This is a genomic window from Chromobacterium sp. Ag138 (assembly GCF_055181315.1).
On the sequence record NZ_JBUPWA010000001.1, the window covers coordinates 2,428,602 to 2,451,122 of the forward strand.

Annotated in this window: 25 protein-coding genes; 13 read left to right on the forward strand and 12 right to left on the reverse strand. The window is 67.0% G+C overall.

What is annotated here, in order from left to right:
- Positions 1-129 precede the first annotated feature (129 nt).
- The gene (locus ACY3GB_RS11090) at positions 130-897 is read right to left on the reverse strand and encodes an AraC family transcriptional regulator (protein ID WP_463088787.1); all 768 of its coding nucleotides are present in this window, start codon (positions 895-897) and stop codon (positions 130-132) included.
- Positions 898-993: 96 nt separating this feature from the next.
- Between ACY3GB_RS11090 and ACY3GB_RS11095 the strand changes: the two genes are divergently transcribed.
- The 7 genes from ACY3GB_RS11095 to ACY3GB_RS11125 all read left to right on the forward strand — a co-directional run bounded on the left by ACY3GB_RS11095 (position 994) and on the right by ACY3GB_RS11125 (position 8,453).
- Positions 994-2,193: an MFS transporter gene (locus ACY3GB_RS11095; protein ID WP_463088788.1), complete on the forward strand. Its 1,200-nt coding sequence runs from the start codon at positions 994-996 to the stop codon at positions 2,191-2,193.
- 89 nt (positions 2,194-2,282) lie between these two features.
- Positions 2,283-4,139, forward strand: a complete 1,857-nt coding sequence (gene asnB / locus ACY3GB_RS11100; RefSeq protein ID WP_463088789.1) for an asparagine synthase (glutamine-hydrolyzing) — start codon at positions 2,283-2,285, stop codon at positions 4,137-4,139.
- A gap of 211 nt (positions 4,140-4,350) precedes the next feature.
- A complete protein-coding gene (locus ACY3GB_RS11105) occupies positions 4,351-4,896 on the forward strand; it encodes an iron transporter (RefSeq protein ID WP_021476858.1) in 546 nt (181 codons plus the stop codon).
- A gap of 101 nt (positions 4,897-4,997) precedes the next feature.
- Positions 4,998-5,333, forward strand: coding sequence for a cupredoxin domain-containing protein (locus ACY3GB_RS11110; protein WP_463088790.1), 336 nt, complete (start codon positions 4,998-5,000; stop codon positions 5,331-5,333).
- Positions 5,334-5,352: 19 nt separating this feature from the next.
- Positions 5,353-6,177: an FTR1 family iron permease gene (locus ACY3GB_RS11115; RefSeq protein ID WP_463088791.1), complete on the forward strand. Its 825-nt coding sequence runs from the start codon at positions 5,353-5,355 to the stop codon at positions 6,175-6,177.
- On the forward strand, positions 6,174-7,625 hold the full coding sequence (locus ACY3GB_RS11120; protein WP_463088792.1) for a 4Fe-4S binding protein: 1,452 nt from the start codon (positions 6,174-6,176) through the stop codon (positions 7,623-7,625). Before ACY3GB_RS11115 ends, ACY3GB_RS11120 begins: the two co-directional genes overlap by 4 nt.
- A gap of 63 nt (positions 7,626-7,688) precedes the next feature.
- Complete coding sequence (locus tag ACY3GB_RS11125) at positions 7,689-8,453, forward strand: substrate-binding periplasmic protein (protein WP_463088793.1); 765 nt, start codon at positions 7,689-7,691, stop codon at positions 8,451-8,453.
- Here the strand turns inward: ACY3GB_RS11125 and ybaK are convergent.
- From ybaK to ACY3GB_RS11150, 5 genes are all read right to left on the reverse strand, one after another.
- The gene (gene ybaK / locus ACY3GB_RS11130; protein ID WP_070979876.1) at positions 8,437-8,916 is read right to left on the reverse strand and encodes a Cys-tRNA(Pro) deacylase; all 480 of its coding nucleotides are present in this window, start codon (positions 8,914-8,916) and stop codon (positions 8,437-8,439) included. The two genes, ACY3GB_RS11125 and ybaK, sit on opposite strands and share 17 nt — an antisense overlap.
- A 65-nt stretch (positions 8,917-8,981) precedes the next feature.
- Complete coding sequence (locus ACY3GB_RS11135; protein WP_463088794.1) at positions 8,982-9,599, reverse strand: protein-methionine-sulfoxide reductase heme-binding subunit MsrQ; 618 nt, start codon at positions 9,597-9,599, stop codon at positions 8,982-8,984.
- Positions 9,599-10,516: a protein-methionine-sulfoxide reductase catalytic subunit MsrP gene (gene msrP, locus ACY3GB_RS11140; protein ID WP_463088795.1), complete on the reverse strand. Its 918-nt coding sequence runs from the start codon at positions 10,514-10,516 to the stop codon at positions 9,599-9,601. The genes ACY3GB_RS11135 and msrP overlap by 1 nt, the downstream gene beginning before the upstream one ends.
- A gap of 137 nt (positions 10,517-10,653) precedes the next feature.
- Positions 10,654-11,571, reverse strand: coding sequence for a tRNA modification radical SAM protein MnmL/YtqA (gene mnmL, locus ACY3GB_RS11145; RefSeq protein ID WP_463088796.1), 918 nt, complete (start codon positions 11,569-11,571; stop codon positions 10,654-10,656).
- Between the two features lie 76 nt (positions 11,572-11,647).
- Positions 11,648-11,830, reverse strand: a complete 183-nt coding sequence (locus ACY3GB_RS11150; protein ID WP_463088797.1) for a protein MIGRI — start codon at positions 11,828-11,830, stop codon at positions 11,648-11,650.
- A gap of 157 nt (positions 11,831-11,987) precedes the next feature.
- Between ACY3GB_RS11150 and metX the strand changes: the two genes are divergently transcribed.
- The 4 genes from metX to ACY3GB_RS11170 all read left to right on the forward strand — a co-directional run bounded on the left by metX (position 11,988) and on the right by ACY3GB_RS11170 (position 15,306).
- On the forward strand, positions 11,988-13,130 hold the full coding sequence (gene metX / locus ACY3GB_RS11155; protein WP_463088798.1) for a homoserine O-succinyltransferase MetX: 1,143 nt from the start codon (positions 11,988-11,990) through the stop codon (positions 13,128-13,130).
- Complete coding sequence (metW, locus tag ACY3GB_RS11160) at positions 13,127-13,723, forward strand: methionine biosynthesis protein MetW (protein WP_463088799.1); 597 nt, start codon at positions 13,127-13,129, stop codon at positions 13,721-13,723. The genes metX and metW overlap by 4 nt, the downstream gene beginning before the upstream one ends.
- 25 nt (positions 13,724-13,748) lie before the next feature.
- On the forward strand, positions 13,749-13,937 hold the full coding sequence (locus ACY3GB_RS11165; RefSeq protein ID WP_046156161.1) for a YqaE/Pmp3 family membrane protein: 189 nt from the start codon (positions 13,749-13,751) through the stop codon (positions 13,935-13,937).
- A gap of 91 nt (positions 13,938-14,028) precedes the next feature.
- On the forward strand, positions 14,029-15,306 hold the full coding sequence (locus ACY3GB_RS11170; protein WP_463088800.1) for an AmpG family muropeptide MFS transporter: 1,278 nt from the start codon (positions 14,029-14,031) through the stop codon (positions 15,304-15,306).
- A 9-nt stretch (positions 15,307-15,315) separates the two neighbouring features.
- Here the strand turns inward: ACY3GB_RS11170 and ACY3GB_RS11175 are convergent, their stop codons facing one another.
- From ACY3GB_RS11175 to polA, 6 genes are all read right to left on the reverse strand, one after another.
- Positions 15,316-15,744, reverse strand: coding sequence for a type IV pilin protein (locus ACY3GB_RS11175; RefSeq protein WP_463088801.1), 429 nt, complete (start codon positions 15,742-15,744; stop codon positions 15,316-15,318).
- On the reverse strand, positions 15,741-16,376 hold the full coding sequence (locus ACY3GB_RS11180; protein WP_463088802.1) for a pilus assembly PilX family protein: 636 nt from the start codon (positions 16,374-16,376) through the stop codon (positions 15,741-15,743). Before ACY3GB_RS11180 ends, ACY3GB_RS11175 begins: the two co-directional genes overlap by 4 nt.
- On the reverse strand, positions 16,373-17,248 hold the full coding sequence (locus tag ACY3GB_RS11185; protein ID WP_463088803.1) for a hypothetical protein: 876 nt from the start codon (positions 17,246-17,248) through the stop codon (positions 16,373-16,375). Before ACY3GB_RS11185 ends, ACY3GB_RS11180 begins: the two co-directional genes overlap by 4 nt.
- Positions 17,220-17,714, reverse strand: coding sequence for a hypothetical protein (locus ACY3GB_RS11190; RefSeq protein WP_463088804.1), 495 nt, complete (start codon positions 17,712-17,714; stop codon positions 17,220-17,222). The genes ACY3GB_RS11185 and ACY3GB_RS11190 overlap by 29 nt, the downstream gene beginning before the upstream one ends.
- Positions 17,701-18,243 (reverse strand): GspH/FimT family pseudopilin, encoded by a 543-nt coding sequence (locus ACY3GB_RS11195; protein ID WP_463088805.1) that lies wholly within the window; start codon positions 18,241-18,243, stop codon positions 17,701-17,703. Before ACY3GB_RS11195 ends, ACY3GB_RS11190 begins: the two co-directional genes overlap by 14 nt.
- A 181-nt stretch (positions 18,244-18,424) precedes the next feature.
- Positions 18,425-21,220 carry a DNA polymerase I gene (gene polA, locus ACY3GB_RS11200; protein WP_463088806.1) on the reverse strand — a complete coding sequence of 932 codons (2,796 nt, stop codon included), beginning with the start codon at positions 21,218-21,220 and terminating at the stop codon, positions 18,425-18,427.
- 14 nt (positions 21,221-21,234) lie between these two features.
- Between polA and ACY3GB_RS11205 the strand changes: the two genes are divergently transcribed.
- Positions 21,235-21,963: an LOG family protein gene (locus tag ACY3GB_RS11205; protein WP_463088807.1), complete on the forward strand. Its 729-nt coding sequence runs from the start codon at positions 21,235-21,237 to the stop codon at positions 21,961-21,963.
- A 217-nt stretch (positions 21,964-22,180) separates the two neighbouring features.
- Positions 22,181-22,513 carry a DUF2782 domain-containing protein gene (locus tag ACY3GB_RS11210; RefSeq protein ID WP_463088808.1) on the forward strand — a complete coding sequence of 111 codons (333 nt, stop codon included), beginning with the start codon at positions 22,181-22,183 and terminating at the stop codon, positions 22,511-22,513.
- Positions 22,514-22,521 lie beyond the last annotated feature (8 nt).

The window sequence follows — 22,521 nt, forward strand, 5'->3', positions numbered from 1 at the left end:
AGTCGTATCCCAGGATTTTCGTGATTGTTTAGCGGAGAAAACCAAAAAGAATAAAATTAATGATAATTGCAATTTAATTGGCACTTAATTGCGCATTTATCATATTTAAGATTAATAACATCAGACCACCTAGGAAAAGAAGCTGCTCGGCGGCGCGCCCAACTCGCGCTTGAACATGGTGGCGAAGGCGCTGGGGCTGGCGTAGCCCAGGTCCAGCGCCACCTTCAATACGCTGTCGCCGCAAGCCAGCCGCTGCAGCGCCAGCATCAGCCGCGCCTGGCGCCGCCACTGGCCGAAGCTGAGGCCGGTTTCGCGGCGGAAGCGGCGCTGCAGCGTGCGCGGGTCCAGCGCCAGCTCGCGCGCCCATTCCGCCGCGCCGCGCGCGTCGTCCGGATGCGCGAGCCAGACGTCGCACAGCTGGCGCAGCGCGGCCGACGCCGGTTGCGGCAGCGACAGCGGCAGCACCGGCGCGCGGCCGATTTCCGCCAGCAGCAGGTCCATCACCTTCTCGTCGCGCGAGCCGGGCTGGCAGACGCGCCCCACCGCCACCGCGGCGACGATCAGCTCGCGCAGCAGCGGCGACACCTCCAGCACGCAGCAGCCGGCCGGCAGCCCGTCCAGCCGATCATGCCGCACATAGATGCTGCGCATCCGCACCGGACTGACCATGCTCACCTGGTGCCAGGTGCCGATCGGCAGCCAGATGGCGCGCGTCGGCGGCACCACCCACTGCCCGCGCTCGGTGCCGACCAGCATCAGGCCCTCCACCGCGTACAAGAGCTGGGCGGTGGGATGGCGGTGGCGCTCGGTTTCCTTGCCGGCCGGGTAGTCGCGCGGCTTGCCCACCACCGGCACCTCTCCCAGGTCGAATTCGTCTCGGGGTTCCAGGCTGTCCACTCTGCCTCTTTCGATAAGATGGTTGCCTCATTTTCGCAAGACTGGCGGGAACGCGCTTGCTAGCATGGTCCTACCACCCAGAATGAGTATCGCACGATGACCACGAGCAGTCCCACACTCGCCGCCGCGCAGGACACCCGCTTCCGCGTGCTCGGCGCGATCAGTTTTTCCCATTTTCTCAACGACATGCTGCAGTCGCTGCTGGTGGCGCTGTACCCGCTGCTGAAGGGCAACTACCACCTCAGCTTCGCCGAGATCGGCCTGATGACCTTCACCTACCAGTGCACCGCCTCGCTGCTGCAGCCGCTGGTGGGCATTTATACCGACAAGCGTCCGCAGCCCTACTCGCTGGTATTCGGCATGGGCTCGACGCTGATCGGCCTGTTGCTGCTGTCCAGCGCCTCCAGCTTCCCGCTGCTGCTGCTGGCCGCCGCGCTGGTGGGCACCGGCTCGTCCATCTTCCATCCGGAATCGTCGCGGGTGGCGCGGATGGCGTCGGGCGGCCGCCCCGGCCTCGCCCAATCCATCTTCCAGGTGGGCGGCAACGCCGGCAGCGCCACCGGCCCCTTGCTGGCGGCGCTGATCGTGATCCCGCTGGGCCAGCGCAGCGTGGCCTGGTTCGGCCTGGCCGCGCTGCTGGCGATGTACGTGCTGTACCGCGTCGGCCAGTGGTACGCGCACCAGCAGCGACAGGCGAAGAAGGCCAGCGCCATCGCGCCGCCCGAGCTGTCTTCCGCCCGCGTCAAGCTGACGTTGCTGCTGTTGCTGCTGCTGGTGTTCTCCAAACACTTCTATCTGGCCAGCATCACCAGCTACTACACCTTCTATTTGATCCACCACTTCCAGGTGGGCATGCAGTCGGCGCAGCTGTATCTGTTCCTGTTCCTGTTCGCGGTGGCCGCCGGCACGGTGCTGGGCGGCCCGATCGGCGACGCCATCGGCCGCAAGCGGGTGATCGGCTTCTCCATCCTGGGCGTGGCGCCGCTGGCGCTGGCGCTGCCGCACGCCAACCTGTTCTGGACCGCCGCGCTGTCGCTGCCCATCGGCTTCATCCTGGCCTCGGCCTTCCCGGCCATCCTGATCTACGCGCAGGAGCTGCTGCCGGGCAAGGTGGGCATGGTGTCGGGCATGTTCTTCGGCTTCGCCTTCGGCATCGGCGGCATCGGCGCCGCGGTGCTGGGCGAATTGGCCGACCTCAGGGGCATCGAGTTCGTCTACCAGCTGTGCGCCTTCCTGCCCTTGCTGGGCATCGCGGCGGTGGCGCTGCCGGACCTGCATCGCAAGGCCAGGGTTTGACACCGTCCGGCGGCGCGCCGGATACTGCGCGGCATTGAAAACCCAAGCGGGGCGCCTGGCCGCCCCGCGCGTTCGGAAGCGCCGTCATCATGTGTGGAATCGCTGGATTTTTCTCGCGCCGCCCCGTCAATCCCGCCGTTCCGCAGACGATGCTGGACGAGCTGCGCCGCCGCGGCCCGGATGACGCCAGCCGGCTGCTGCTGGACGCAGCGCTGAACCCGGCCGGCGACGACGCCATCCACAACGCGATGCTGCACGCCCGCCTGGCCATCATCGACCCGCGCCCGGTCGCCAACCAGCCGATGGCCAGCGACGACGGCCAGGTCTGGATCTGCTACAACGGCGAGGTCTACGACTGGGAAGCCGGCAAGGCCGAGCTGGAGGCCGACGGCGCCGTCTTCCGCACCCACGCCGACACCGAGTTCATCCTGCGCGGCTACCTGGCCTGGGGCATGGAAGGCCTGCTGGCGCGGCTGCGCGGCATGTTCGCCTTCGCCATCCTGGACAAGCGCAGCGGCAAGGTCCACCTGGCCCGCGACCGCATGGGCGAGAAGCCGCTGCTGTACTCGCTGCGGGATGGCAATTTCGCCTTCGGCTCGCTGGTGCGCGCGGTGTTGCCCTTCCTGCCGGCCGACCAGCGCGATTTCAATCCGGCGGCGATAGACGCCTACCTCGCCCACCGCTACATCCCCTCTCCGGCCACCGTCTTCAGCCACATCCAGCGGCTGGAAAACGGCTATCGGCTGGAGTTCGACCTGAACACCCGCCAGTTGATCAAGCAGCGCTACTGGCAGCCTAAGGCGGAGAGCGGCGACTGGCTGCCGGAGCTGGACCGCGCGGTGGCGATGCGCACCGTGGCCGACCGCCCGCTGGGCGTGCTGCTGTCCGGCGGCATCGACTCCACCGTGATCGCCAGCCGGCTCGCCACCCAGCAACTGACCCAGTTCTCCAGCTTCACCGCCGCCTTTCCCGGCTCCAGCCTGGACGAATCCGGCGACGCCGCCGACTCCGCCCGGCGCATGGGCCTGCCCAACGTGCGAGTGGAGATGCCGGAAAACCTGGCCGCCGATTTCGAACGCATCGTCGCCGACCTGGACCAGCCGTTCGCCGATCCGTCCAGCTTCCCCACCTGGTATCTGGCGCGCGAAGTCACCAAGCATGTCAAGGTGGTTCTGGTGGGCGACGGCGGCGATGAAATGCTGGCCGGCTACAAGCGCATGGGCAAGCATCTGCGCACCCGCTGGCGGCAAAACATCCGCCTGCCGCTGCCGATCAAGCCGCAGCTGGACAGCAAGCGCGGCAAGCTGGCCACCGAGCTGGCGATGGACTGGAAGAGCGCCTATTCGCTGCGCTTCTCCGGCTTCACGCCGGGACAACGCAGCTTCCTGCAAGGCGGCCGCAAGCTGGAAAAGCTGTGCCACTGGCGCGCGCCCGACGACATCGGACCGGAGCCCAAGGACGGCGCGCCCGGCCTGCACCAGCTGCTGGAGCTGGACTTCGCCAACTACCTGCCCGACTACATCCTGCAAAAGTCCGACCTGTGCACGATGGCGCATGGGCTGGAAGGCCGCGCGCCGCTGCTGGACCACGGCTTCTACCAGCGCCTGCTGGCCGCCTCGGCCGCCGAACGCTACACCAAGCCGGCCAAGCTGATCTTCCGCCGCGCGATCCACCCGGCACTGCCGGCCGACTTCTTCCAGCGCAAGAAGCGCGGCTTCAACCCGCCCTTGTCAGGCTGGCTGCAAACCAGCCTGGCGCCGCGCTTCGACGGCCTGGGCGCGCGCCTGGCCGCCGCCACCGAGGGACAGCTGGACGCCGCGGCGGTGGACGCCTTCGCCCAAGCCTATCGCGGCGGCGCCGGCCATCTGGCCGAGCAGATGCTGCAGCTGCTGATCCTGGACGAGAGCCTGGCCCAGCTGCGCCTGCTGCGCCAAACCCTGCGCTGATCATCGGCCCTCTCCCCGGCGGCGGCCGCATCCGGTCGTCGCCGAAGCCGACAGGACATTGGCGATGTCCATCATGAAATAAATTGACAAAGACATATAGATTCATGATTTTACAAGCCATTTCCAGCCGGCCAAGGTTTGCAAACGATAATTACTAGCATTATCATGCATTTCAGCGGCCGGTACTGCCGCCCTACTTTATAAGGAAAACATGATGCGTCGCTTTGTCTGCCAGCTGGCTGTCGCCAGCATCGCCCTGTCCGCCTCTTTCGCCGCCATGGCCAAGGAATACCCGATCGGCAAGCCCGCCCTGAAAAACGGCATGGAAATCGGCGCCGTCTACCTGCAGCCGACCAAGATGGAGCCGGAAGGCATGATGCTGAAGCCGGAAGCGTCCGACGTGCACCTGGAAGCCGATATCCACGCCACCAAGAACAACCCGAACGGCTTCGAAGAAGGCGCCTGGATGCCCTACCTGGTGGTGAAGTACGAGCTGACCAAGGTCGGCGGCAAGACCCAGAAGGGCGAACTGATGCCGATGGTGGCCAACGACGGCCCGCACTACGGCGACAACATCAAGCTGCAAGGCCCGGGCAAGTACAAGCTGAAGTACACCATCATGCCGCCGACCGCCAACGAGCACGCCCACTTCGGCCGCCACGTCGACAAGGAAACCGGCGTCGCCGCCTGGTTCAAGCCCTTCGACGTCAACTACGAATTCACCTTCGCCGGCATCGGCAAGAAGGGCGGCTACTGATCCGCATAGTGAGAATGTGAACGCAAAGCATTCTTGACTGCGATACAATTGGAGACGGCGCGGGCCTGCCGCGCTGTTTCTCATTCCAGGACTCCGAAACGATGACTGTTCTGCGCCTGACGGCCGCCGCCCTGCTGGCCGGCCTGCTCTCTTCCCCGGCGTTCGCCGAAGACATGCCGGTATTCAAGCTGCAAATGAAGGACGGCCAGTTGATCCCGGCCCGCCTGGTGGTGCCGGCCAACAAGAAATTCAAGATCGAGGTGATGAACATCGGCAAGACCCCGGCCGAATTCGAAAGCACCCCGCTGCGCAAGGAAAAGGTGCTGGGCCCCGGCGCGGAATCCTTCCTGGTGTTCCAGCCGCTGGCGCCGGGCGAATACAAGTTCTTCGACGAATTCCACATGAAAACCGGCCAGGGCGTGATCGTCGCCAAGTAACACAAGAAGGTAAACGCGAATGGGACAGGTACTCTTCATCGTCTGGCGCGAAAGCGTCGAGGCGCTGCTGGTGGTCGGCATCCTCAATGCCTGGATGAACCACAATCCGGCCGGCCGCGCCGGCAAGCCCTATCTGTGGGGCGGCGTGGCGCTGGGCCTGGCGATGGCCGTGGCGTTGGCCGTGGCGCTGTTCACCGCCGGCAGCCTGATGGCCGGCGCGCAGGACTACTTCCAGGCCGGCATGGTGTTCATCGCCGCCGCGCTGATCGTGCAGATGGTGCTGTGGATGCGCGAGCACGGCCGCACGCTGAAGAAAGAGCTGGAAAGCGGCTTGTCTGAAAAAGCCGCCAGCAACAACTGGTGGGGCGTGACCGTGCTGGCCGCGCTGGCCATCGCCCGCGAAGGCAGCGAAGCCGTGGTCTTCCTGTACGGCATGCTGGCCGAGGCCCAGGGCATGGAGCTCGCCAAGATGGGCGCGGCCGGCCTGATCGGCCTGTTGCTGGCCTTCCTCACCTTCTACCTGCTGCAGCTGGGCGGCAAGGTGCTGTCCTGGCGGCTGTTCTTCCGCGTCACCGAGATCATGCTGCTGCTGTTGGGCGCGTCGCTGTTCCTGTCCGGCGTGGAGAAGCTGATCTCGATGGACGTGCTGCCGGCGCTGGTGGATCCGCTGTGGGACAGCTCGGCGCTGCTTGACGACATGAGCCCCTTCGGCGGCGTGGTGGCCGCGCTGACCGGCTACCGCTCGCACCCGGCGCTGACCAGCCTGATCGCCTACGCGCTGTTCTGGGCCGCGATCTGGTCGCTGTTCCAGTGGCGCAACCGCCGCCAGGCCGTCGCCGCATGAAATCCGGCCGCGCCCAGCGCCCGCCGCAACGGGTGATTCCCATCGTCGCCGCCCCGTCGGGCGGCGGCTCCTGTAGCCCTGAGCGGCAGCCGCGCGGCCTGCTGGCGCTCGCGGGCGTCTGGCTGCGCGACCACGCCGCCCTGCTGCGCAAGCTGCAATGGGCGGTGGTGCTGGTCTACGCTTTCTTGCTGATCGTCCCCGCCTGCCTGGCGCTGCCGGAAGACACGGCGCGGATGTGGGACAACCTGACCATCTTCGCCCAGTTCGTGTTCTGGGGCATCTGGTGGCCGTTCGTGCTGCTGTCGATGGTGCTGTTCGGCCGGCTGTGGTGCGGCGTGCTGTGCCCGGAGGGCGCGCTGTCGGAATGGGCGGCGCGCAAGGGCATGGGACGGCCGATTCCGCGCTGGATGCGCTGGGGCGGCTGGCCTTTCGTCGCCTTCGTCCTCACCACGGTCTACGGCCAGCTGGTCAGCGTCTACCAATACCCGAAAGCCGCGCTCTTGGTGCTGGGCGGCTCCACCGTCGCCGCCGTCGCCGTGGGCTTCGTCTACACCCGCGGCAAGCGCGCCTGGTGCCGCCACCTGTGCCCGGTCAACGGCGTGTTCGGCCTGTTGTCCAAGCTGGCGCCGCTGTACTACCGCGTCGACGAAGCCGCCTGGAAAGCCTCGCATGAGCGGACGCCGGCGGTGGACTGCGCGCCGCTGCAACCCTTGCGCCACATGCAGGGCGGCAGCGGCTGCCACATGTGCGGCCGCTGCAGCGACCACCGCGGCGCGATCGAGCTCAGCCTGCGCTCGTCCAGCGACGAGGTGGTGCGGGTGGCGGAGAAGGAAGCCGACGGCTGGCAGACCGCGCTGATCGCCTACGGCCTCCTGGGCGTGGCGATGGGCGCCTTCCACTGGACGGTCAGCCCCTGGTTCGTGTCGCTGAAGCAGACCGCAGCCGAATGGCTGGTCGATCATGACGTGATGTGGCCGCTGGACACCGAGGCGCCGTGGTGGCTGCTCACCCATTACCCGCAGCACAACGACGTGTTCTCCTGGCTGGACGGCGCGTCGCTGATCGCCTACGTCGCCGCCACCGCGCTGGCGCTGGGCACCGGCATCCTGGCCTCGCTGGCGCTGGCGGTGCTCGCGTCCGGCGGCTGGCGAACCCAACGGCTGCATCACCTGGCGCAGGCGCTGATCCCGCTGGCCGGCTGCGGCGTGTTCCTCGGCCTGTCGGCGCTGACAGTGACGCTGCTGAAGGCCGAAGGCTTCGGCATGCACTGGGTCAACGACGCGCGCCTGGCGCTGCTGGCAGGCGCCAATCTGTGGTCGCTGCGGCTGGCGTTCGGCATTCTGTCGCGCTGGAATAGCGGCCTGCGCCGCTGGGCCGCGCTGCCGCTGTTCTGCGGCGCGCTGGCGTTGGTGGACTGCGCCTGGGGCTTCATGTTCTGGTGGTGGTGAGCGCTTGGTTGAGGCGGGAGGCTGTGCGATAACACAGTATCCCGGCCTCTTCGAGGAATCGCCATGCGGCGTCTGCTGTTGTCCGCTTTTGCCCTCCTGCTGGCGCTCCGCGCGCCGGCGGCCGAGCCGACGGTGGACCTGGCCACCGGAGAATGGCCGCCTTACGTGTCGCAGCAGCTTCCCGCCCAGGGCGCGTTCACCGAGATCGTCCGCGAAGCCTTCCGCCGCGCCGGCTACCGGGTGCAACTGTCTTTCCAGAGCTGGCCGCAGACCGAATGGCTGACCAAGACCGGCAAGGCCGCCGCGGCCTTCCCCTACCGCCCGACGCCTGAGCGGGAAAAGGATTTCGACTTCTCCGCGCCGCTGATGCGGGCCAACAGCTACCTGTTCTATCACAAACCCCACCTGCCCCATCCCCCGCAACAGTTCCAGTCGCTGGACGAGTTGCGCGGCTACCGCATCGCCATCCAGCTGGGCTACTGGTATATCCCGCTGTTCCAGCAACACCGGCTCAACACGCTGCTGACCCCGGACGAAGTCAACGCGCTGCGGCAACTGCAGCTGGGGCATTTGGACCTGGTGCCGATGGTGCTGGAGCGCGGGCTATACCTGATCCACAACGTCATGCCGGAACACGAAAAGGAATTCGGCTACATCCCGACGCCGATGGACAAGGATACGCCGCTGGGACTGATGTTCTCGCGCAGCTATCCGCAAGCGGAGCGCATACGCGAGGACTTCGGCCGTGCGCTGGCGCAGATGGAAAAGGACGGCAGCCTGAAGGCGATCTACCAGCGCCATTTCCCCGAGGCTACGCCGCCGCGTTGACCAGCGTGGGGTTCAGCACGCGGATCACGTCGCGCGGGCTGACGCCGATCAGGAAGCCGCGCTTGCCGCCATTGATGTAGATGGTGTCGAGTTCGGCGATGCCCGCCTCCATGTACACCGGCATCGGGTGGCGGGTGCCGAAGGGGCTGGTGCCGCCCACCTGGTAGCCGCTGTGCTTGTCGGCGGTCTTGGGATCGCAGGGATGGATCTTCTTGGCCCCGATCTGCTTGGCCAGCATGCCGGTGCCCACCTCGCGGTCGCCGTGCATCAGCACGATCAGCGGACGCTTGTTCTCGTCTTCCATGATCAGCGTCTTCACCACGCAATGCTCGTCGACGCCCAGTTCGCGCGCCGACACCGTGGTGCCACCCTTGTCCTCGTACTTGTACAGGTGTTCGGTGTAATCGACCTTGTGCTCGCGCAGCACGCGAACGGCCTGGGTGACGGGGGCCTTGCTGGACATGACTTGCTTTCCGATGCGAAACGCCACACTTTAAAACCCGGCCGCCCCCTTGCCAAGCGGCGCGATCAAGCCTTGCGCGCGCGCCACCACAACCGCAGCCCCAACAGCGCGGCCAGCGCGGCGGCGTAAATCAGCGGCTGGGTGATGTCTTTCTTCACCAGCCACCAGTAGTGAGTGACCGCCAGAATGGCCACCGGGTAGACCAGCCGGTGCAGCTTGCCCCAGTTGCGCTTCAGGCGCCGCATCCAGCCCTGGGTGGAGGTCAGCGCCAGCGGCGACATCAGCACGATGGCGGCGAAGCCGACGGTGATGAACGGCCGTTTGGCGATGTCCTTGAGAATGTGGTGCCAGTCGAAGAACTGGTCCAGCCAGATATAAGTGGTGAAATGCAGGCTGGCGTAGAAAAAGGCGAACAGGCCCAGCATGCGCCGGCACTTCAGCGGCCAGGCCTGGCCGGTGAGGCGGCGCAGCGGCGTCATCGACAGCGTGGCCAGCAGCCACACCAGCGTCCAGGTGCCGGTGGAACGGGTGATGAATTCCACCGGGTTCACCGCCTCGCCCGACAGCACGATCCACGCCGCGCGAGAAAGCGGCAGCAGGCAGACGATGAACAGCAGCGCCTTGCCGATGGCAAGGCGGCGGTCGGCCGCGGAGGCGGGCAGTTTCATGCGCAGCGTCGTCATCAAAAGTTCTTCCTCAGGTCCATGCCGCGGTACAGGCCGGCCACCTGCTCGGCGTAGCCGTTGAACGGCAGCGTCTTGCGCTTGAAGAACTCGCCGATGCGGCGCTCCGACGCCTGGCTCCAGCGCGGGTGGTCGACATCCGGGTTCACATTCGAGTAGAAGCCGTACTCATGCGCGTTGGCCAGATTCCAGCTGGTGGCCGGCATCGTTTCCTGCAGCCGGATGCGCACGATGGACTTGATGCTCTTGAAGCCGTATTTCCACGGCACCACCAGCCGGATCGGCGCGCCGTTCTGGTTGGGCAGCGCGTTGCCGTACAGGCCGACGGCGAGAATGGCCAGCGGATGCATCGCCTCGTCGATGCGCAGGCCCTCGCGGTACGGCCAGTCCAGCACCGCCTGGCGCTGGCCCGGCATTTCGCTCGGCCGCTGCAGCGTCTCGAACGACACGTACTTGGCGCGCGAGGTGGGATTCATCTGCTTGATCAGGCTGGCGAGCGGAAAACCCACCCAGGGGATCACCATGCTCCAGCCTTCGACGCAGCGCAGCCGGTAGACGCGCTCCTCCAGTGGAAACTTCAACAAGTCTTCGATAGCGAAGCGGCGCGGCTTGGCCACCTCGCCGTCCACCAGCACGCTCCACGGCCGGGTGCGCAGCGTGTGCCCGTTCTCCGCCGGGTCGGACTTGTCGGTGCCGAACTCGTAGAAATTGTTGTAGCTGGTGATGTCTTTCAGGCTGTTGAGCTTGTCGTTGGCGGCAAGCTGCGACAGCGGGCTCTTCTTGGCGGCCAGCCCGGCCAGCGTCTCGGCCGACAGCAGCAGGCCGGCGGCGCCGGCCATGAATTGGCGGCGGTTGAAATACACCGACTCGCTGGTGATTTCCGACGGCGAATGGTCGGCGGGTTTCCTGATCAACATGACGGCTCTCCTGTCGTTTCCATTTGGTCGGATCATCCTCCGGATTCTGACAGTAGCGCATGCAAACAGTTTTGTCCGGCCAAGCGCCGCTAACAAAAGCTCACAAAATGGCCCGCCGGCCCCAGCCGCGCGCGATGCTAAGGCCGCCACTCGCGGCCGAGCGCGCTGCCCTGCCCGCCGTTCCGCGCCAATCGCCCGCCTATCGCCTGCAAGGCCGCCCAACGCGGGCCGCACCAATCGGGCGCGATCAACGTCGGCGCCTGGGCGGTGGCCGAAATCCGGTGATAGACAACCTCCGGCGGCGTATGGCGGATCAGATCGGCCGCGAGGTCGGCGTAGGCGTCCAGATCCATCGGCGCGATCTCGCCGCGCCGGTATTGCGCCGCCATCCGGCTGCCGCGGACTATCATCAGCGGATGCAGCTTCAGCCCCTCCACGCCGATATCCAGCACCGTCCGCAGGGTCTCATGCGCATCATCGGCGCTCTCGCCGGGCAAGCCGGCGATCAGGTGCGCACACACCTTCAGGCCTCTTGCGTGGGCGCGGGCGACGGCGTCGCGGTAGTCGGCCAGCCCGTGGCCGCGGCGGATCAAGGCCTGGGTGCGGTCGTGCGCGGTCTGCAGGCCCAGCTCCAGCCACACTTCGGCCCCGCCATCCTGGTACGAGGCCAGCAAGTCTAGCGCGGCGTCCGGCACGCAATCGGGCCGGGTGCCGACGCACAGGCCCGCCACATCGGCCGCCGCCATCGCCTCGTCGTACAAGGCGCGTAGCGCCTCCACCTCGGCATAGGTGCTGGTATAGGCCTGGAAATAGGCGAGATAACGCCGGGCGCGGCCGGTCTTGCCCTTCTCCCGCTCGATCTGCGCGGCGATGGACAGGCTGGCGGCCTCGCGGCCGAAGCTGCGCACATTGCAGAACGCGCAGCCGCCGCGCCCCAGCGTGCCGTCGCGGTTGGGACAGGTGAAATCGCCGGCCAGCGACAGCTTGTGCACAGTCTCGCCGAAGCGGCGTTTCAGATAATGGCCGAAAGTGTGGATATGGCGGGTGAGGTCCATCGCGCTGCCGACAAAAGGCCGCAGTCTAGCGCCGGACCGCCGGCGGCTGAATGCGCGCGATCAAGGACGGGGCGATTCAGATATCGTGCCAGCCCAGCCAGTACAGCACGCAGAACAGGCCGGCGCTGACCAACAGCGCGATGGCCAGCGCGGAAATCAGCTCATGCAAGTTGCGCCGCTGGCTGGGCTTGAGAAACCAGCGGGCGACCGCCCAGGCCAGCAGGCACAGCGCGAAGAATTTGAACAGACGTCCGAACATGATGGGGACCGTGGCGGAAACCCGGCCGATTATCCCGGCGCGCCATACTCCCGCGCAAGCTTATGTTATGGATATAATCGAGCGGTAGCCGCAGGAGACCGCATCCAGACCAGCCCCGGCAGAGGGCGGCGGACGCGGACAAATAGAAGAGGCCCTCATGACCGACACCAACTGTTCGGTAGGCATCGTCGCGGCCCAGGATGCCGCATTCGATTCCCCCCTGCCGCTCGCCAGCGGCGCCGCGCTGCCCGGCTATCAGCTGCGCTTCGAGACCTATGGCGAACTCAACGCCGACAAGAGCAACGCCGTCCTGATCTGCCACGCGCTGTCCGGCCACCACCACGTCGCCGGCCGCTACCGCGACGACGACAAGGCCACAGGCTGGTGGGACAATATGATCGGCCCCGGCAAGCCGATCGACACCCGCCGCTTCTTCGTCGTCGGCGTCAACAATCTGGGCGGCTGCCACGGCAGCACCGGCCCCTCCAGCGTCAATCCGGCCACCGGCCAGCCGTGGGGCTCGGCCTTCCCGGTGGTGACGGTGCCGGACTGGGTGACGTCGCAGGCGCGGCTGGCCGACCGCCTGGGCATAGACCGCTGGGCCGCGGTGATCGGCGGCTCGCTGGGCGGCATGCAGGCGCTGCACTGGAGCATCGCCTACCCGGAACGCGTCGCCCACGCGCTGGTGATCGCCTCCGCCCCCAAGCTGTCGGCCCAGAACATCGCCTTCAACGACGTGGCGCGCCAGGCCATCCTCACCGATCCGGAATTCCACGGCGGCGACTTCTACCGGCAAAGCGCCATCCCCCGCAGCGGCCTCAGGCTGGCGCGGATGCTGGGCCACATCACCTATCTGTCCGACGACGGCATGGGTGAGAAATTCGGCCGCATGCTGCGCTCGGGCGAATACCGCTTCGGCTACGACGTGGAATTCGAAATCGAGAGCTATCTGCGCTACCAGGGCGACAAGTTCTCCGACTACTTCGACGCCAACACCTATCTGCTGATGACCAAGGCGCTCGACTACTTCGACCCGGCCAAGGACTGCGGCGGCGACCTGGCCGCGGCATTGAAGCCGGCCCAGGCGCAATTTCTGGTGGCCAGTTTCACCAGCGACTGGCGCTTCTCGCCGGAGCGCTCGCGCGAGACGGTGAAGGCGCTGATCGCCGCCGGCAAGCGCGTCAGCTACGCCGAGATCGAATCGGCGCACGGCCACGACGCCTTCCTGATGACCGACCAACCCTATGTGGACCTGATGCGCGCCTACCTGGACCGCGTGGCCAAGGAGGTGAACGCATGAGCGCCATCCAGACTCTCCGCCCCGACCTTCGGCTGATCGCCGGCTGGATCGCCCCGCACAGCCGGGTGCTGGATCTGGGCTGCGGCGACGGCCGGCTGCTGGCCGCGCTGCAGCGGGACAAGCAGGTGCTGGGCTACGGCGTCGATTTCGACGTCGCCAACGTGGTGCGCTGCGTCGCCGCCGGCGTCAACGCGGTGCAGGGCGACCTGGAAACCGGCCTGTGCGAATTCGGCGACCAGCGCTTCGACCACGTGGTGCTGTCGCAGACGATACAGGCGATGCGCCACACCGAGGCCATCCTCAACGAGATGCTGCGCGTCGGCCGCGAGGCCATCGTCACCTTCCCCAATTTCGGCTACTGGCAGAACCGGCTGCAGATCCTGAAGGGCCACATGCCGGTGTCCGACACCATTCCCTACCAGTGGTACGACACCCCCAACATCCACTGGTGCATGCTGGGCGACTTCGAGGAACTCTGCGCCAAGAACGGCATCCGAGTGGTGCAGAGGGTGGTCATGGACAAGGGCAAGCGGGTATCCTTGCTGCCTAACCTGCGCGGCAGCCTGGCGTTTTACCGGGTGGCCCGCGACTGATTCCGCCTCGCACAAGGAGAGACGCATGCGCCTGTTGCTGGCCATTTTCCTGCCCTGGCTGCAGTTTTTCACCATAGGCCGGCCGTTCGCCGGCGTGATCTGCCTGATCCTGCAACTGACACTGATCGGCTGGCTGCCGGCCGCGCTGTGGTCGGTGTACGCGCTCAGCCAGTACAAGACCGACCAGAAGATAGAGCAGGCGCTGCGGCGCTGAAACCGCCCCCGACGGGCTCCGCGCCCGCCTCCGCCGACCTCCGCCCGCCCGCAAGCGCGGGCGGCCCGTCCACCACCACGACAACAAGCACATGACCCTGGCCACCATCAACTGGCGGCGCGACGTGTTCTCGCGCACCATGCTCGTCTGCGTGTTCACCGGCTTCGCCTCCGGCCTGCCGCTGTACACCCTGATCAACCTGCTGCCGGCCTGGCTGCGCAGCGAGGGCGTCGATCTCAAATCCATCGGCCTGTTCGCGCTGATCGGCCTGCCCTACACCTGGAAATTCCTGTGGTCGCCGCTGCTGGACCGCTACGCGCTGCCGCTCTTGGGCCGCCGCCGCGGCTGGATGCTGGCCACCCAGCTGGCGCTGCTGGGCAGCCTCGCGCTGCTGGGCCTGTTCGATCCGCGGCAGGACATCTGGAGCATCGCCGGCCTGGCGCTGGCGGTGGCTTTCTTCTCCGCCAGCCAGGACATCGTGCTGGACGCCTTCCGCCGCGAGATCCTCAGCGACGTCCAGCTGGGCCTGGGCAACACCGTGCACATCAACGCCTACCGGCTGGCCGGCCTGGTGCCGGGCTCGCTGTCGCTGATCCTGGCCGACCACCTGGACTGGGGCAGCGTGTTCGTGGTCACCGCGCTGTTCATGCTGCCCGGCGCGCTGATGACGCTGATGGTGAAAGAGCCCGCCCAAGCGCCCGGCAGCCCGAAAACGCTGCGCGAAGCGGTGGTGGAGCCCTTCCACGAATTCCTCACCCGCCAGGGCTGGCAGGGCGCGCTGTGGATACTGGGCTTCATCTTCCTGTACAAGCTGGGCGACAGCATGGCCACCTCGCTGGCGACGCCGTTTTACCTCGACATGGGTTACGCCAAGTCGCAGATCGGCCTGGTGGCCAAGCACGCCGCGCTGTGGCCGGCGGTGATAGGCGGCCTGCTGGGCGGCCTGTGGATGATCAAGCTGGGCATCAACCGCGCGCTGTGGGCCTTCGGCGTGGTGCAGGTGGTGTCGATTCTGGGCTTCGCCTGGCTGTCCAGCTACGGCCGCTTCGGCAGCGTCGGCGCGACGGAACTGTCCATGCTGGCGGTGGTGATCGCTTTTGAAGCGCTTGGCGTCGGCCTCGGCACCGCGGCCTTCGTCGCCTTCATCGCCCGCAGCACCCATCCGGCCTACACCGCCACCCAGTTCGCGCTGTTCACCAGCCTGGCGGCGGTGCCGCGCACGCTGGCCAACGCCGCCACCGGCTACATCGTCGACTCGGTGGGCTGGACCTCGTTCTTCTTCCTGTGCACGGCGCTGGCGCTGCCCGGAATGATGCTGCTGGTGCGGGTGGCGCCGTGGGGCGACGACCCCGCGCCGGGAAAAGCCTGAGGCGCGGGGCTATAGCCGGCAGTTCTCGACGCCATCCTCCTGCCGGCATTGGCGGATGTTGCCGTCCTGGTCCAGCTTCAGCAGCCACTCCTCCAGGCCCGACCCGGTTTTGGCCCTGGCCTCGATGATGAAGCTGGCCTGATCGATATTGTCCGACGACGGCCCGGCGCTGCTGAAGCCGATCACGAAGGCGCCGGTTTCCAGCACCGGCAGCGGCGGCCAGGACAGCGGCCCTTCCTGGTGGTACACGCCGCGCAATTGGTACCAGCGCTGCATGAAGTGGCCGTTTTCCATCAAGGCCGCCCTGGCCTCCTCCATCCGCGCCCGCTGCAGATACTGCCGGTAGCTCGGCACCGCCAGCGCCAGCAGGATGGCCAGAACGGCCATGCAGCCGGCCAGCTCCATCAGGCTGAACCCCTGCCCCAGACCCCGCTTCATTCCGCTACCTCGCGCCAATCCAGCCGCCGCCCTTCGTCCGCGTCCTCGCCCACCCGGTACCAGCTTTGCAGCGTCACCACGCTGAGCGGATGATGGCCCCAGGCGCGCACCGTGATCCGGTACAGCCTGTCCTTGGCCGCGTCGCCGAAGCGCGGGTCGACCAGCTCCACCACGTAGCGCGGATTGGCCCAGCTGAGCCCGCCGCCGCGCACCCGCTGCGGGCAGCCGGTCTGCGGCAATCCCGGCTCCAGCGCGTACTCGCGGCTGTTGCCGCAGGGATGCAGCAGCGGCTGGCCGCCAACCCAGCGCCGGTGAGGCGGAGCCATCGGTTCGCACAGGCCCTTGCCTTCTGGCCCCTCGCAGCTGGGCGGGAACAACCGCCCCTCCCCATACAGCCGCGACGGATCCGCGGCGTCCAGCCCCAGGCGGCGGTCCATCCGCCACACCCACTGCTCGGCGCCCGACAGGGCCTGGCGGGCCTGCATCTCGGCCCGCTGCCTGTCCTGGGCGTTGGCCGCCAGCCGGCCCGCGCCGGTCAACTGGCGCGACGAGGTCAGCACCAGCAAGCCCAGCACCGCCAGCAGCGACATCACCAGCGGCAGCGCGCCGCCCCCCAGGCGCCGCGCGTTCACGGCGACACCCCGCAGGGCGGCACCGGCTCCAGCGCCAGATCCAGACTCAACAGACTCACCTCGCCCTCCTTGTCGTCGGGATACCATGCCAAACTCACGCGGGCAGCCTGCGGCGATAGCCCGGAAGGCCACTGCGACGCCTCCCGCCAGCTCCAGCGGGCGGACTCGCCGCAACCGTTCCGCGCCAACAGCTGCAAATCCAGGCGCTGCACCCCGTCCAACAGCACCCTCTCCTCGCCGTCGGCCAATCCGCCCTCGACATCCCGCGCCAGCAGCCGATGGCCGCGCGCGGCCGCCTCCAGACGGTAGCGCCGCTCGCGCGGCAGCCACAGCTGCAGCGAGGACAGATGCACGCCCTCCGCCCGCGGCGACACCGGCAACGGCGGCGTCAGCGCCAGCTCCGGCGCGCCGGCACCGCCCTTCCAGTGGGCGCGGCTCCCCTGCAGCGCATAACCGCCGCCGCAGCTGCCCAGCCAGACGCTGGACCACGGCCGCCAGCCCTCTGGCGACTGCGGCGCCAGCCTCACGCCGGCCAGATCGTCTCCGGACCGGCTAACGCCGACGATCTCCAGCTCTCGCCCCGGCAATTGCAGCCGCCATTCTCCGGTGGCGAAATCGCCGGCCCGCCATGGCAGCGAGCGGCAGCCCGAGCGCCCATGGCCGGCGAGATCGCGCGCCAGTTGCCGCAATGCCCAACGCGCGTCCTGGCTACGGCCCAGCCTTTGCTCGGCCACGTTCACCCCGCGCTGCACCGCGGCCAGCGCGGTCAGCGACAACACCAGCACCAGCGACGTCAGCGCCGCCGCCAGCAACACGCTCAGCAGCAGGGCGCCGCGCTGCCGCTCAGGGCCGCAGCGGCCAGACACCCGCATGCTCCCGCCAGCCGCCGTCCAGCCGGGTGCGCCATGCCACCCGTATCGCCAGTTCTCCTTTGCCGTCGCAGCCCGGCTTGTCCAGCGTCGGCCGCACCCGGCTGTCGCCGCGGCACACGACGCCGCGCGCCTGCTCGCTCCGGCCCGCCAGGCGCAGTTCGCGCTTGAAGCGGACAAGATTGGCGTCGGCCAGCTGCTGCGCCGAGCAGCCAGCGACGCACGCGCCGCCGGCGCGATGGTCGTCGTAACCCTGCTCCAGATAGAGCGGCCACAGGTTTTCCGGACTGGCCAGGATGGCGCTGGAGAGATTGGCGGCCGCGTCGCCGATGCGGCTGCCCAGCTCGGTTTCCCGCGCATGCAGCAAGGCGCGCGCCTGGACGCCGCTCAATGCCAGCACCGCCACCATCCAGATCAACAATGCGGCCAGCGCCTCGACCAGGCTGAATCCCCGCTCAGGCGCAGGCATCGCCCACCTCCCCCAGCCGGGCGCGGCCATTGGCCGCCACGGTCAGCGTCAGGCATTGGCTGCGGCCGTTCAGATAGAAATGCATCGCCTTCGATGCCTGCAGCCGTCCCTCGGCCGTCAGCGCCAGTTGCCTGGCGTCCGCGCGCACCGCCACCCGCTCGCCGTCGAACATCGCCAGCCGCAAGCGCTCGCCGCTGTCGTAATAGCCATTGGCCGCGCCCTGATCGGCATACACCAGCGCGCCCTCGGGCCAGGATTGCCCGCCGCCGCCTTGCTGCGGCAGGCAGCCCTGCAACTCGCGGTTCACTTTCAGATTGGCCGCGCACAGGTACACCGGCCGGTTGAGCCGCAAGGCCTCGGCGCGCGCGTGCTCCAGGCAGCCCATCAGCGCCATCGCCTGGCCGCGCAGCCGTTGCCGCTCCACCGCCTGCCCCAGCGCGGGCAGCGCCAGGCAGGCGCCGATGGCGGCGATCGCCAGCGCGGCCATCATCTCCAGCAGGCTCAGGCCAGACTGGCGCGGCTTGTCCATCGCATGCTCCATTCGGGTATGGGGAGCCGCCAGTCTGAAAGCGCCGACGCCGGCGCTCGGCGCTCCCTGTACCAAAGCCGGAGCCGCCGCGCGGCGCCCATATCCGAAAGTGCAGGTCGGCGCTGACGCAAAAACAAAACGGCGCCGAATGGCGCCGTTCCGGACGGATGCGATGGATGCGTCAGTGCGCGGCTTCCCAGCTGTCGCCGGTGCCGACCTCGGCCAGCAGCGGCACCTTCAACTCCGCCGCGCCGGCCATGATTTCCGGCAGACGGCGCTTGACCAGCTCCAGTTCGGCCTGCGGCACTTCCAGCACCAGTTCGTCGTGCACCTGCATGATCAGCTTGCTCTGCAAGCCGTCGCGCTCCAGCCAGCCCTGCACCGCGATCATCGCCAGCTTGATCAGATCCGCCGCCGTGCCCTGCATCGGCGCGTTGATCGCCGCTCGCTCGGCGCCGGCGCGCCGGCCCGGGTTGGACAGCTTGATGTCCGGCAGGTACAGCCGGCGGCCGAACACGGTTTCCACATACCCCTGCTCGCGCGCCTTCTCGCGCGTGGTCTGCATGTACTCGGCCACGCCCGGATAGCGCATGAAGTAGCGGTCGATGTATTGCTGGGCGGCGCTGCGCTCGATGTCCAGCTGGGCGGCGAGGCCAAACGCGCTCATGCCGTAGATCAGGCCGAAGTTGATCGCCTTGGCGGCGCGGCGCTGGTCGGACGTCACCGCGACCAGATCCACGCCGAATACCTCGGCCGCGGTGGCGCGGTGGATGTCCTCGCCGCTGGCGAAGGCCTTCAGCATGCCCTCGTCGTCGGACAGGTGGGCCATGATGCGCAGCTCGATCTGCGAATAGTCGGCCGACACGATCTGCCAGCCGGCCGGCGCGATGAAGGCTTCGCGCACGCGGCGGCCCTCGGCGGTGCGCACCGGAATGTTCTGCAGGTTCGGGTCGTTGCTGGCCAGGCGGCCGGTGATCGCCACCGCCTGTGCATAAGTCGTGTGCACGCGGCCGGTCTGTGGATAAATCAGCGTCGGCAACTTATCGGTATACGTGGACTTCAGCTTGGCCAGCCCGCGGTACTCCAGGATGCACTTCGGCAGCGGGTGGTCCAGCGCCAGCTGCTCCAGCACCGACTCGTCGGTGGAATAGCCGCCGCTCGGCGTTTTCTTGACGCCCTTGGTCGGGATCGCCAGCTTGCCGAACAGAATCTCCTGCAACTGCTTCGGAGAGTTCAGGTTGAACGGCTGGCCGGCCAGTTCGTAAGCCCGCTGCTCCAGTTCCAGCATCTGGCTGCCCAGCTGGTGGCTCTGCGCGACCAGCTTGTCGCGGTCGATCAGCACGCCATGGCGCTCCATCTTGAACAGCACTTCCGCCACCGGCAGCTCGATGTCGCGGTAGACCTTTTCCAGATCTCCGGACAGCTCGCCGGCGAAATGCTGGTTGAGCCTGAGCGTGATGTCGGCGTCCTCGGCCGAGTAGTTGGCGGCGATGTCGACATCCACCTCGCCGAAGCCGATCTGCTTGGCGCCCTTGCCGCAGATGTCCTCGTAGCTGACGGTGTTCTCGCCCAGGTGCCGGCGCGCCAGGTCGTCCATATTGTGGCGCTGGTGGCTTTCCAGCACGTAGGAGGCCAGCATCGAATCATCGGCGATGCCGCGCAGCGCGATGCCGTGGTTGGCCAGCACGTGGCAGTCGTACTTCAGGTTCTGGCCGCACTTCTTCCGGCCGGCGTCCTCCAGCCACGGCTTGAGCTTGGCCAGGGTCGCGTCCAGCGGCAATTGCTCCGGCGCGCCAGCGTAATGGTGTTCCAGCGGCAGATAGGCGGCATGGCCGGCCTCCACCGAGAAGCTGACGCCGACGATGCGAGCCTGCATCGGATCGAGGCTGGTGGTCTCGGTATCGAACGACACCACCTTGGCAGCCGCCAGCTTGGCCAGCCAGGCGTCCAGCTGAGCTTCGGTGAGGATGGTTTCGTAATGGCGCGCCAGCGCGCCTGCGGACGGGGCTTCCGGTGCCGCATGCGCGGCCGGTTCGGCGAACATGTCGCCCTGGGCCTGATCGCCGCGCGGCGCGGCAGGCGCGTCCTCGCCGCGTTGGGCGACAGCCGGCATCTCCGCCCCCTCGGTCACCTCGCGGTAAAAGGTGCGGAAGCCCAGGTCCTGGAACAGCTCGGCCAACCGCGGCTTGTCCTTCTGGCCATGCTGCAGGCCCGGCAGGCCGTGCGGCAGGTCAGCAGTCAGATCGACCGCGCAATCGATGGTGATCAGCCGCCTGCCCATCGGCAGCCAGTCCAGCGCCGCGCGCAGGTTCTCGCCCACCTTGCCGCCGACGCTGCCCGCCTGGGCGACGATGGCGTCCAGGCTGCCGTATTCCTCCAGCCACTTCACCGCGGTCTTCGGACCGCATTTGTCGACGCCGGGCACGTTGTCCACCTTGTCGCCGATCAGGGTCAGGTAGTCGATGATCCGGTTCGGCGGCACGCCGAACTTCTCCTTCACCCCGGTCGCGTCCAGCAGCTCGTTGGTCATGGTGTTGACCAGGGTGACGTCCGGCGTCACCAGCTGCGCCATGTCCTTGTCGCCGGTGGAGACGATTACCTTCATGCCGGCCGCCGCGCCCAGCCGCGCCAGCGTGCCGATCACGTCGTCCGCCTCCACGCCCGGCACCACCAGCATCGGCCAGCCGGAGGCTTGCACCACGTCATGGACCGCCGTAATCTGGGAAGCAAGCTCCTCGGGCATGGACGGGCGATTGGCCTTGTATTCGGGGTACAGGTCGTCGCGGAAGGTCTTGCCCTTCGCGTCGAAGACGCAGGCGCTATAATCGAAGTCAACCTCTTTCTCCAGCCGCCTGAGCATGTTCACCATGCCATAGACAGCCCCCACCGGGCGGCCATCCGGGGAACGCAAATCGGGCATCGCGTGAAAGGCGCGGTACAAGTAAGAAGAGCCGTCGATCAATAACAATGTTTTCATAAAGAGGCAGAAGTATGAGCTTGTCCGATAAGTTGCCGCAAACCAGTGACCGTCACGCCATGATGCAGCGCTTCCGTTCCCGCGAGGCTTGGCACGTGATGAAGATATTGTCGGAGTTTGTCGAGTCGGCCGAGGAACTGCAAGGCATTACCCCGGCGGTGAGCATATTCGGCAGCGCGCGCACGCCGCGCGATCATAAATACTACAAATTGACCGAAGACGTGGCGCGCCGCCTGTCCGACTCCGGTTTCTCGGTGATATCCGGCGGCGGCCCCGGCATCATGGAAGCCGCCAACAAGGGGGCATTTTACGGCAGAAGTCCGTCGGTGGCGCTCAACATCGTGCTGCCGCACGAACAAAAACCCAACGATTACCAGGATCTGTCGGTCAAGTTCAACCACTTCTTCAGCCGCAAGGTGATGTTCGTCAAGCACGCCATCGCCTATGTGGTGATGCCCGGCGGCTTCGGCACGCTGGACGAGATGTTCGAGGCGCTGACGCTGATCCAGACCGGCAAGAGCCGCAAGATTCCCATCATCCTGTGCTGCAGCGAGTTCTGGAGCGGCCTGCTGGACTGGGTGAAAGAGCGCCTGGTCAGCGAAGGCATGATCAACCCGAACGATCTCAACCTGATCCAACTGATCGACGACCCGCAGCAAATCGTCGACACCATTTTCAAACACTACGAAACCCGCGGCTTCGACGCGCTGCCCGAAGAGCGCGAACAGCTGCTCAACCTGTAACTGTCTGCTTGCGGTCTTTTTCCGGCGGCAGCCGTTTTCCGCCAGACACGGGGCGCGAGAGCGCCCGTCCGCAGTATCATGGGCGCCTGACGCAACCATGCGCCGGCGGACAACCGCCTCAAATGACAGCCCAGCCATCCAAACCAGGCGGCTGGGCTGCGTGCTGGCAACAAAACCGTAAACAGACGACAAGAATCGCATACGAAAAGGACAAACCATGCGCCGCCTCACCGCCCTGCTTCTTCTCCTGCCATTGGCCCCCGCCCTGGCCGCCGAAGCGCCCACCACTCCGCCCAAGGCCGTGGTGCCTCCGCCGCCGACGATCAGCCCCTCCAATGCCGCCGAGGCGGAACCGGAAGTGCGCCTGATCCAGAAGGGCGATGAAAAGATCGAGGAGTACCGCCTGAACGGCCAGTTGTACATGGTCAAGGTCACGCCGGCCCACGGCGTGCCCTATTACCTGATAGACGACAACGGTTCCGGCAACATGCGACAGATCGACCCCGCCACCCGCATCGTGATCCCGCGCTGGGTCCTGGTGCGATTCTGACGGAGGCG

Coding starts and splice junctions, on each gene's coding strand:
- ACY3GB_RS11095 (WP_463088788.1), top strand. CDS start 994: ATGACCACGAGCAGTCCCACACTCGCCGCCGCGCAGGACACCCGCTTC.
- asnB (WP_463088789.1), top strand. CDS start 2,283: ATGTGTGGAATCGCTGGATTTTTCTCGCGCCGCCCCGTCAATCCCGCC.
- ACY3GB_RS11105 (WP_021476858.1), top strand. CDS start 4,351: ATGATGCGTCGCTTTGTCTGCCAGCTGGCTGTCGCCAGCATCGCCCTG.
- ACY3GB_RS11110 (WP_463088790.1), top strand. CDS start 4,998: ATGACTGTTCTGCGCCTGACGGCCGCCGCCCTGCTGGCCGGCCTGCTC.
- ACY3GB_RS11115 (WP_463088791.1), top strand. CDS start 5,353: ATGGGACAGGTACTCTTCATCGTCTGGCGCGAAAGCGTCGAGGCGCTG.
- ACY3GB_RS11120 (WP_463088792.1), top strand. CDS start 6,174: ATGAAATCCGGCCGCGCCCAGCGCCCGCCGCAACGGGTGATTCCCATC.
- ACY3GB_RS11125 (WP_463088793.1), top strand. CDS start 7,689: ATGCGGCGTCTGCTGTTGTCCGCTTTTGCCCTCCTGCTGGCGCTCCGC.
- ybaK (WP_070979876.1), bottom strand. CDS start 8,916: ATGTCCAGCAAGGCCCCCGTCACCCAGGCCGTTCGCGTGCTGCGCGAG.
- ACY3GB_RS11135 (WP_463088794.1), bottom strand. CDS start 9,599: ATGACGACGCTGCGCATGAAACTGCCCGCCTCCGCGGCCGACCGCCGC.
- msrP (WP_463088795.1), bottom strand. CDS start 10,516: ATGTTGATCAGGAAACCCGCCGACCATTCGCCGTCGGAAATCACCAGC.
- mnmL (WP_463088796.1), bottom strand. CDS start 11,571: ATGGACCTCACCCGCCATATCCACACTTTCGGCCATTATCTGAAACGC.
- ACY3GB_RS11150 (WP_463088797.1), bottom strand. CDS start 11,830: ATGTTCGGACGTCTGTTCAAATTCTTCGCGCTGTGCCTGCTGGCCTGG.
- metX (WP_463088798.1), top strand. CDS start 11,988: ATGACCGACACCAACTGTTCGGTAGGCATCGTCGCGGCCCAGGATGCC.
- metW (WP_463088799.1), top strand. CDS start 13,127: ATGAGCGCCATCCAGACTCTCCGCCCCGACCTTCGGCTGATCGCCGGC.
- ACY3GB_RS11165 (WP_046156161.1), top strand. CDS start 13,749: ATGCGCCTGTTGCTGGCCATTTTCCTGCCCTGGCTGCAGTTTTTCACC.
- ACY3GB_RS11170 (WP_463088800.1), top strand. CDS start 14,029: ATGACCCTGGCCACCATCAACTGGCGGCGCGACGTGTTCTCGCGCACC.
- ACY3GB_RS11175 (WP_463088801.1), bottom strand. CDS start 15,744: ATGAAGCGGGGTCTGGGGCAGGGGTTCAGCCTGATGGAGCTGGCCGGC.
- ACY3GB_RS11185 (WP_463088803.1), bottom strand. CDS start 17,248: ATGCGGGTGTCTGGCCGCTGCGGCCCTGAGCGGCAGCGCGGCGCCCTG.
- ACY3GB_RS11190 (WP_463088804.1), bottom strand. CDS start 17,714: ATGCCTGCGCCTGAGCGGGGATTCAGCCTGGTCGAGGCGCTGGCCGCA.
- ACY3GB_RS11195 (WP_463088805.1), bottom strand. CDS start 18,243: ATGGACAAGCCGCGCCAGTCTGGCCTGAGCCTGCTGGAGATGATGGCC.
- polA (WP_463088806.1), bottom strand. CDS start 21,220: ATGAAAACATTGTTATTGATCGACGGCTCTTCTTACTTGTACCGCGCC.
- ACY3GB_RS11205 (WP_463088807.1), top strand. CDS start 21,235: ATGAGCTTGTCCGATAAGTTGCCGCAAACCAGTGACCGTCACGCCATG.
- ACY3GB_RS11210 (WP_463088808.1), top strand. CDS start 22,181: ATGCGCCGCCTCACCGCCCTGCTTCTTCTCCTGCCATTGGCCCCCGCC.